Raw genomic sequence first — 1,598 nt, 5'->3', positions numbered from 1 at the left:
AAAAAGTAGGCATAATTATTTTTATAGTTTGTGTTTTTATAGGAATTGTATTTTTTAAAGAAGATAGATCATCTGAAAAGCCCGCAGAATATTTGATTGATATTATGATTAAAAATGAAGAAAAAATAAATATTGATTATATTCAAATGGGAATTATTCTTCCAGATGGTAATAAAGAAATAATCAATACTGTACGGGGGAATAGTATGGGCAATGATACGTTTCATTTCACTATAAATTACTCCCCAGACACATATTTTTTCTTAAAAGGAACATCTGATGGGAAGGAAATAGAGCCGTGCTATTTTGATATGGCAAATTATTCTAATGTTAATGAGCCACAAGAAATGTATTTTTATATAGAAGATTTCAAAATATATAAAGAATAATTTTTTTACTGTAAATGCTATAATTAAAAGAATATGTTTATGAATCTCATGGTTAAAGGCGATTAAAATGTAACTTTGTAACTTCGTTGTTTAGAGAAAGAGAGGTATTCATATGATTAGAGCAGTATTATTATTTTAGCTTTTTGTACCTGTTGATTGTACCAAAGTTAAAAGGAGAAAACAGTATGAAAAAAATGAAAATTTTATGTTCTACTATTTTGTCACTGGTGTTATTTCTAGCGTTGTATTCTCCAGTTATGGCTGCGGAAACGACAGCAACTGATAATACAACAGAGCTTTTGCGAGAATATTCTTATTACGATTCTGAACTAGATGCGTATGTTATTGCATTTACTCGTAACTCAGATGATACAATCAATTATTTAACAAAAAACGAAGCAGTTCAGTTGTCTATTATGACAGAAAATGTCCCTATAGAAGATACTTCTTCTGATGAGATTGTCCCATTTGATTACCGCGAGTGGTATAAATTTGTTCCAAGTGGTTCAAGAGTGCAATGGAGTGGTACACGACGAAAAGTATCTGCTGATTTTGAAGCTCCGAAAGGTGGCGGTTCTATCTCGAAAACCATTTCTTTTACAGTTTCTCAAACATTTTCTGCTAATGTAACATCAGCTTCAGAGAAATCAGCAATACAGGCAGGTTGTGGATTTACTTGGGTAAAATCAGCTTCTTCAAACACCACATATACTGCTCACTTAAATTCTGGCGAGAAAGGATATTTAGCTTTTACGCCTTACTATAATAAAATATCCGGTTCATTACAACTATATTCTAACTGGGACGGGCTGATTTCCTCAAAATCAGCTACTGGATATTCTGTAAAGAAAACAGCAGATGGTGAGCCTGATGGCTTATATCAATTTATTTACAAATAAAGAAATCGCCTAGAAATTATTGAAGATAATTGAAAATTTGTGGATACTTTGTGTTATGTGTTATAACATTCGAAAAGCAGTTAATCTTAGGATTGACTGCTTTTTTCTTACCTAGATTGCCGAAGCAGAAAACGAATAGTATATTTGGTGGCTACACCCCCAAGCCCCTGTAGAATAAATAACGCCAGTACTGGATATCAAAAATCCCGCACCGGCGTTATTTATTAAAATATTTTGTTTTTTAATCTTCAACACTCTCTACTGAAACTTCTTTTTTCTTCCTACTTTTACCAGAAATCATCTTGTGTCC

Annotated in this window: 2 protein-coding genes; both read left to right on the top strand. The window is 32.2% G+C overall.

Translation table 11 applies throughout. The annotated features are described in order from the left end of the window. Positions 1–389, top strand: a 389-nt coding sequence (locus tag DW965_RS19235) for a hypothetical protein (protein WP_158582887.1), incomplete at its 5' end; no start/stop codon positions are given. Between the two features lie 185 nt (positions 390–574). Next, positions 575–1,288 (top strand): hypothetical protein, encoded by a 714-nt coding sequence (locus DW965_RS18615; RefSeq protein WP_119198676.1) that lies wholly within the window; start codon positions 575–577, stop codon positions 1,286–1,288. The last annotated feature ends 310 nt before the right edge of the window (positions 1,289–1,598 follow it).

The organism is Blautia sp. AM47-4 (assembly GCF_003479865.1).
Lineage (GTDB): Bacteria > Bacillota > Clostridia > Lachnospirales > Lachnospiraceae > Fusicatenibacter > Fusicatenibacter saccharivorans.
Note: the sequence above shows the minus strand (reverse complement) of the source record. Positions and strands in the feature narration are given on the sequence as shown.

Excerpts from the sequence above, each read along its gene's own strand:
- DW965_RS18615 (WP_119198676.1), top strand. The coding sequence starts at position 575 with ATGAAAAAAATGAAAATTTTATGTTCTACTATTTTGTCACTGGTGTTA.